We start from the raw sequence: 7654 nt of genomic DNA, 5'->3' as shown, positions 1-7654 counted from the left end.
GATATTCTTCATTGCATTGGTGATGATGTACAAATCAGGTCCCTTTCGGTAGGATCCGCTGCCCGTATTCGGCAGGTTCCGACGCTATATGAGAAGGGACTGGAATTTGCTTTAAGCAAACTGGACGTTTTCTGAGAGGTGGTCATTTTCAGCTCAAATTCAGGGATAATAAGAAATTCTCACCACTCCCGAGTGCCCAATATTCGAGCATGAGGACCTGCCGGCCGCATCACCCCGATACCTGCCGGGAAGTCGGCCAGACCGATTACACACCGCCACCCATGAGTGACCTGGCCAGGTTCACGAACCTCCTGGACAGGTCAGACCCGTCCAGGGACCCGTCCTCCTTGAGGACCACAGGCCGTCCCGACTCCCCTACCGTGCGCACCTCCGGCTGGAGGGGAAGTTGCTCCAGGAGGGGCACCTGGTACCCCAGGGCCTCGGTCAGCTGGTCGGAGACACGCTGACCGCCCCCCTCCCCGAAGATGTGCAGACGCTCGCCTTTGTGCTCATACCAGGACATGTTCTCCACCACGCCACGGACCCGGGTCGGGATCTGGAGTGCCACCAGGCCGGAACGGACGGCCACGTCGGATGCGGAGGGCTGGGGGGTGGTGACCACCACCAGCTCACTGTTGGGCAGGGCCTGGGCCACCGACAGGGCCATGTCTCCGGTGCCCGGCGCAAGATCGAGCAGGAGGACGTCAGGATCGCCCCACCATACGTCCGCTAGGAACTGTTCCAGGGAACGCTGCAGGCGGGGCCCCCTCCAGAGGATGGCCCGGTCGGCCCCGGCGAACATGCCGATGGAGATCAGTTTGACCCCCCAGGAGGTCACCGGCATCAGCATCCCGTTCAGGTTCGTGGGCTGGGTGTCCACCCCGAACAGACCCGGAAGGGAGAACCCGTATATGTCCGCATCGATCACGGCCGTGTCATAGCCCAGTGCGGCCAGGGTGGCCGCCAGGTTGACGGTGACCGACGACTTGCCCACTCCCCCCTTGCCCGAGGCGATGGCGAAGATGCGGGTCTTGACACCGGGCCTGTTGAAGGGGTTGCTTCGCCTGGCGGCCTTCAGATCGGCAACCAGGTTGTTCAGCTTCTCCTCGCTCATGGACGACACATCGATGTGCGAACTCAGCCGGGCCCGGGGGTAGGACGAGACCGCCCCGTTGATCTGATTGGTGATGGTCTGGGAGAGCGGACACCCCTTGATGGTCAGCTCCACCCTGACCGTCACGTCATAGTCGGCATCGGCGTTGTCCCGACGCGGCACCACGACGATGTCGGTGATCATGCCCAGGTCGGTTATGGACCGGCCCAGCTCCGGATCGATCACCTTGCTCAGGCGCTCGAAGACCTCGCCCTTGATCCGACGGGGGAAATCCTCCCAATCCGTTTGGTCGTCCACCGCACTACCACCGTTTTCCATTCCAGACTGCTCTTGAACCATGCCGCCCACCATAGCCTGATACCAGTGCGCACTTCCAGACCGGGACTGGTCGGATATTGCGAAGAGCCGGTTCAATCCTTGTTCTACTCGCCCTGCCCCTCAGGATTTCCCGTGTCCAGAAGACGATGGAAGGCCGCCTCGTCCAGGATGGGCAGACCCAGGCTCTCGGCCTTCTCGGCCTTGGATCCCGGATTGGCACCAATGACCACATAGGTGGTCTTCTTGCTGACCGACCCTGAGGCCTTGCCCCCGCGCTCGACGATGGCCTCCTTGGCCGAATCCCGGGAGAAGTCCTCCAGGCTGCCGGTGACCACGACGGTCATCCCCTTCAGGGTCTGGGGCTTGGTGCTGCGCTCCACGTGGGAGCCCACGCCATCTGCCTGCCAGGCATCCAGGATCCTGCCGCGCCAGTCACCCGGCCGGCGGGCACCGGCGAACCAGTCGGCTATCGAGGAGGCGATCTCAGGGCCCACCCCGTCCAGTTCGGAGAGCTCCTCCACCCCGGCATGCTCAACGGCATCCAGCGACGGGAAACGGGTGGCGATGGCCCGGGCCGAGGTCGGCCCGAGGTGCCGTATGGACAGGGCCACCAGGACCCTCCACAGGTCGGCATGCCTGGCCTTGTCGATCTCCTGGAGCATCTGCAGGGTGTTCCTGGAGGGTTCGGCGTCGACCTTGCCCAGGGCCGCGTCCTGGGCCTGGGCCTCATGGTTGTTCATGGCCCGGTCGCCCTGGGCGGCCTGGTCACCCTTGGGAAGGTTGTAGAAGGCGGGCACCCGGTACCAGAGGCCGCTGCCACCGGCCCGGCGCTTCGTGGTGGTGCGGCCCTCCCTGCCCTCGACCTCCGTCTGCTCCATCAGGGGAACCTCGCGCCAGACGTAGACATGACGCAGGTCCTCCACCTTCAGATCGAAGAGGCCGGCCTCGCTGGTCAGGACGGGATCCTGCCGGGGCGGCAGCTCAAGGTCGGGGGCCGGTTGGTAGGGGGCCGCCTGGCCCCCCTGGTCCACCAGGACCTCACGCAGGCCGGGGGCGTAGACGTCGACCGAGTCGGGACGGTTCTCGTCGGGATTGGTCAGGGCTATGGCGCTCTGCTCCCCCAGATGCTCGATATCCAGGGCCTTCCGGGAGGCCATGTGGATGACCCGCTCGGTCAGCTGGGCCGGGCAGGATTCCACGTTGGGACAGCGGATGTCCACGTCCCCCTCCTTGGCCGGGGCCAGGCGGGCACCGCAGCTGGGGCAGGTCTGGGGCATGACGAAGGGTTTCAGGTCCTTTTCCCGACCCTTCCGGGCCTCCATGACGGGGCCCACCAGCTCGGGAATCACGTCGCCAGCCTTGCGGACCACGACCGTGTCGCCGATCAGGATGCCCTTGCGCTTGACCTCCGAGGCGTTGTGGAGGGTGGTGCGTGAGACCGTGGATCCGGCCACGGTGACCGGGGTCAGGATGGCCACGGGGGTGATACGCCCGGTCCTGCCCACCTGGACGGTGATGTCCAGGAGCCGGGTGTTGACCTCCTCGGGCGGGTACTTGTAGGCGATGGCCCAACGGGGGGCACGGGAGGTGGCACCCAGCCTGCGTTGCAGGTCCCTGTCCTGGAGCTTGACCACGATCCCGTCCAGGGCGTGCTCGATGTCGTTGCGGTGCTGGCCATAGTGGTCGATCATGTCCAGGATCTGATCGAAGGAGGTGACGACCCTGTTGTGGGGGGAGACCGGAATCCCCCACTGCTGGTAGAGGTCATACGCCTGGGACTGGTCGATGACCTCGTCGTGGGACCCCTTGGGATGGGCCGACCCCCACCGCAGGGAACCCAGACCATGGGCGTAGAAGCTCAACCGGCGGCTGGCCGTGATACGTGGATCCTTCTGCCTGAGGGAGCCGGCGGCGGCATTGCGCGGATTGGCGAAGGGGGCCTTGCCCTCCTTCTCCTGCTGTTCGTTCAGGGCATTGAAGTCGTCGAACCGCATGAAGACCTCACCGCGGACCTCCACGAATTCGGGGATGTCCCTGGCCGGACCCGACAGGTTCTGCGGGATGGTCTGGATGGTCCTGACATTCAGGGTGATGTCCTCGCCGGTCACCCCGTCACCCCTGGTCAGCCCCTGCTCCAGTACCCCGTTGTGGTAGAGGAGGTTGAGGGCCAGACCGTCGATCTTGACCTCACTGGTCATGGGAAGGGGCTTGCCCTCGGGCCAGTCCAGATCCTTACGGAGCCCGTCGTACCATTGCCGGAGCTCGGCGATGCTGAAGACGTCATCCAGGCTGAGCATCTGGGAGGGGTGGCGCACGGAGGTGAAGTCGTTGGAGAAGGTCCCGCCGACCCGGTGGGTGGGTGACTGGGGGGTGTCCAGGCTCGGGAAGCTCGATTCCAGCTCCTGGAGGCAGCGAATCCTGGCATCATAGGCCGCATCGGAGGAGACGGGGGCATCGTCGATGTAGTAGGCGATCTGGTCGGACTCCACCCAGGCGGCCAACCTGGACCAAAGACGCTGGGCCTGCTCGGCGCTCAGGGAGGCGGTATCCAGTTCACCCAGCCGCATGGCATCGGCGTCATCCGGTCGGAGGGATGATATCCAACGGTCGCTGCCTATCGCCGGTCGTTCTTCGGCCGCGGCCCCCTCCTGCCTGCCGCCGGCTGTCTGTTCGTCTTCTTCGTCATGCATTGAGTGACCTCATGAATTGTGCCTGTACCACGTCAACACCTTCATTATCGTCATCGTTCATCCTCGCGGCCGCCATTGACAGGGTCCGGGCCGGGACGAACATGCCTCCATCCACGCAGACCCGTGCCGCATCGCGCACGATGGCGGCGACCTCGGTATGGGGCCAGACCGGCAGGCCGTGTTCGGCCAGGACCGCGCGGGCCGAGTCGAAATCCTCCGGCAGGACCATGCACTGGGAGTGCGCCCGGCCCCTCAGCTCGGCCAGCTCCCCCTTCAGGGCCGGGATCCTGTCGGGACTGATGTGCTCGCTCATGATATAGGCGGCCGCAGCCACGTCGAACTCATCACGCATCCATGAGGCATAGGCCAGGCGGTAGTAGGCGAAGGAGGCGTCATCCCTGTCCAGGGCCACCCGCAGGGCGTTCAAGGTGGCTGCCCGGGCCGAGTCCCAGTCCTCCCGGTTGGCCAGGAGGACGGCCAGTTTCAGGTGGGAGAGCGGATACGCGGGGGCATATGCCACCATGGCGTTCAGATGCTGCAGGGCGGCCTGGTCCTCCTTGAGCTGGGAGAGGACATCGGCTATCTCCAGGTGGGCATAGAAGAGGTTGTCCGGAATCAGGAGGGTCTGCTCCCCCGGCGTGGCGAAAAGCCGGTTGTAGACCACACGTTCCGCATAGGAGTTGAAGTAGCGCGGCACGCGGTTGCCGGTCGAGAAGAAGGCATCCATCCGGTCGATGGCGGCCTGCTCCACCTGGATGGCCTGGGAGGTGGCTCCGGAGAAGAGGAGATCCCTGGCCTGGATCCTCTCCTTGTCGAGCCGGGAGGAGAGGGCGAAATCGAAGTCGGGAACCTTGGTCTCGTCGATCATGGCGGAGGCCACCAGAGGGGCCAGCTGGTCCAGCTCCGGATCGGCGATCTCCTTGATGATCCGCGTGGCCTCCTGGGCCTTGACGGCCGAGGACATGTGCTGGTTGCCACTGAGCTCGTGGAAGAGCCCCAGGGCCCGCTGCAGGAGGTCGGCCCGCTGGATGGACAGGCCCACGGCATGGTCGACCCCGAGGACCTGGGCCGCCTGGGGGGTGAAGGTGGTTTCGGAGAATTCGGGTTCCTCCTGGGAGGCCCGTGGCGAGAACCGCTCGTCCCGCATGTCGAAATCCGCATCGACCGGTGCCAGGCCCCCTTCGTGGGTGACCTCCATGGCCGCATCGAAGAAGCTGAAGACGGACTTGGGGTCGGTGATGCCCGACTGTCTGATCCGGGAGAGGAAGAGTTCCCGGCTGAAGGTGACGGTGACCAGGTTGCGGACCGTCGGATTGCTCTGGAGGGTGCTCATCGGATTCTGATCGGCGGCCTCATCCCGGGAATGGTCAGGCAAGACACCCGTGGGGGCCGTGTCGGCGTCACCGTCAGAACCCTGGGTGGGGTTCTGGCTGGAGGGCCGGGCAAAGGCCGTCTCGTCCAGGTCCACCCCCTGGATCAGGTCCTTGAACTCCCTGTTGACCTCTCCCTCATCCTCGGTGTTGATGGGCCTATCGCCCTGGGAATCATCGGAGGTCCGCCCATGATCCTGGTCCTGCTGTGGCTCCTGGACCTCATCGCCCTCTGCCGGAGGCTCCTCACCGGCCCGGGCGCGGGTTCCAGGGGCCCTCTCCTGGGGGGGCACGGCCTCGGAGACGATCGGATGGGTGGGGTCACCATGAACATCGCCATCCTTGGGATCCGCCTTGGACCCCGTGGACCCCATGTCACCGGACCGCATCCGCTCGAAGGCCTCCAGGGCCTGGCCCATCATGGCGCGGATGGCGGAGTTCTGCTCGTCCACCGCCTCCTCCAGGCCGATGGAATCGATCTGCAGGCTGACCTGACGGATGGAGGGGTCCACGCCGAAGGCCAGAGCGGCCATGATCAGACCCACCCGTAGGTTGTAGTCGGCGCTCATGGCGGCCCTGTGGTCATCGTCCAGATCCACCCAGGCATGCCTGTCATCGTCATATCTGCTGGTGGGCATCATGGCCCGTCCGGCCGATGTGAAGGCGATGGCCACCTGCCCCTCCTCCAGGTTGGAACGGAACTCCACATCGAAGCGGAAGGGGAGACGAAGGCTGCGGATCAGCATGGAGAAGGTCTGTCGGTAGACCCACTCCGAGGAGGTGACCTGCCCATCCCCCTGGTCGGCCCGGACCGGAAGGGCCTGCGGAGCCTCCTGGCGGACCTTGGCGGCGGTGGCCGCCGCCTTGGACAGAATGCCGTTCAGGGCCGTCCGCCCGTCATCGTGTACAGGGTCGAAGTCCCTGTCCAGGTCACCCGACCGCAACAGGGCCGCAATGGCCGGATCGTCCATGAGGGCCTGGTCCAGCCGGGCGGCCTGGACCCTGGTCACCGTGTCCTCGTTGGGATAGATGCCCAGGCTTGCATTACGCTCCAGCCAGGCGCTGACGGAGGCGAATCTGTTCAGATTCCCCTCGATCTGCAGGGCCCGGAGGGCGGCGGAGAACTCCAAGCCGTTGTCCCAGGTCAGGAAGTAGGCCCCGGAATAGGAGGAGGCATACAGGTGGAGGGGCTCGGCCCCGTGGACGGCCTCAAGTCCCGGGACCTCGTTCAGGGCGCCGGCCTCCCGCATCAGATCGGAGAAGAGATCCTCCAGACCCGATACACGCTGCCCGCTGGAACGGGCCCGAACCGTGTCCTGGACGCTGCGGCGGATGGCCCCCATGGGCGCCTCGCGGTTGAGGCGGTGGAAGATGTTCCCGGAGCCGAACCCGGTGAAGACCCCCTGGATGTGGGGCAGCAGGTATGCCGTGAAGAACGAGATGGCCACCGCATCCCGGTATTCCAGATTGAAGCGCAGGTCGGGAGGCAGCTGCGGACGGAGTTGTTCCAGGGTGTAGCAACCGTCATAACGGAGCCAGGAAGCCAACCAGCAGAGGTTTCCCCCCTGGTCCCTGCCCACGATGCCGCCCTGGAGGGCGTGGACGGCAGGGGCCTGCCGATCTCCTTCCCGGCGCCCGAAACGACTGCCGTAGGGCAGGGATATCTCCTGCTCCCTGCCCAGCATGAAGGCCGGTTCCTGGTTCTGCACGTCCATCTGCACCTGCTGACCGACGAAGACCCTACCGTGGTCGTCGGCCAGGGCAACCTGGACGAAGTGGGAACGATCCGTAAAGACCCCGAGCGAGAAGAACCTCCCCCTGGTCCTGGGCCATTGGACCCATCCCAGGGTCAATCCCTCGGGCACCCCTTGAATCTCGGGGAAAAGGTGGCGCTTGACCATGGGTCCCAATTGGTGGCTGCTCGAAGTCAGGAGATCATGCATGAAGGCTTCGTCGGGGCGCCCGCCGTTCTGAGCGTATGCCCGGGCGGCCTTCCTGACCGTAGCACTCAAGGGCTGGTCGTTATCCGGGTTTTCCCCGTCCAGGAAGTCCTCGACCTTCCCCGCCAGGGCCGACCACAGGGAACGTGCCTTCCTCGAAAAATCCCCCAGGCCGTCGGACTTGTTCACGCTCTTGGACATGTTCACAATTGTCCCAATTCA

At 65.1% G+C, this 7654-nt stretch carries 3 protein-coding genes; all 3 read right to left on the bottom strand.

Annotated elements, in window-relative coordinates; all coding sequences use genetic code 11:
• Positions 1-265 precede the first annotated feature (265 nt).
• Positions 266-1411: a P-loop NTPase gene (locus Q0K62_RS01635; RefSeq protein ID WP_297316242.1), complete on the bottom strand. Its 1146-nt coding sequence runs from the start codon at positions 1409-1411 to the stop codon at positions 266-268.
• A 125-nt stretch (positions 1412-1536) separates the two neighbouring features.
• A complete protein-coding gene (gene ligA / locus Q0K62_RS01630) occupies positions 1537-4122 on the bottom strand; it encodes an NAD-dependent DNA ligase LigA (RefSeq protein WP_297316241.1) in 2586 nt (861 codons plus the stop codon).
• Positions 4115-7633: a tetratricopeptide repeat protein gene (locus tag Q0K62_RS01625; protein WP_297316240.1), complete on the bottom strand. Its 3519-nt coding sequence runs from the start codon at positions 7631-7633 to the stop codon at positions 4115-4117. The genes ligA and Q0K62_RS01625 overlap by 8 nt, the downstream gene beginning before the upstream one ends.
• Positions 7634-7654 lie beyond the last annotated feature (21 nt).

Source organism: uncultured Bifidobacterium sp., from assembly GCF_945269915.1.
In the GTDB taxonomy this organism is placed as follows: Bacteria; Actinomycetota; Actinomycetes; order Actinomycetales; family Bifidobacteriaceae; genus Bombiscardovia; species Bombiscardovia indica.
Note: the sequence above shows the minus strand (reverse complement) of the source record. Positions and strands in the feature narration are given on the sequence as shown.

What these genes read in the sequence shown, in the direction of transcription:
- Q0K62_RS01625 (WP_297316240.1), bottom strand. Translation starts at nt 7,633, where the DNA reads ATGTCCAAGAGCGTGAACAAGTCCGACGGCCTGGGGGATTTTTCGAGG.
- ligA (WP_297316241.1), bottom strand. Translation starts at nt 4,122, where the DNA reads ATGCATGACGAAGAAGACGAACAGACAGCCGGCGGCAGGCAGGAGGGG.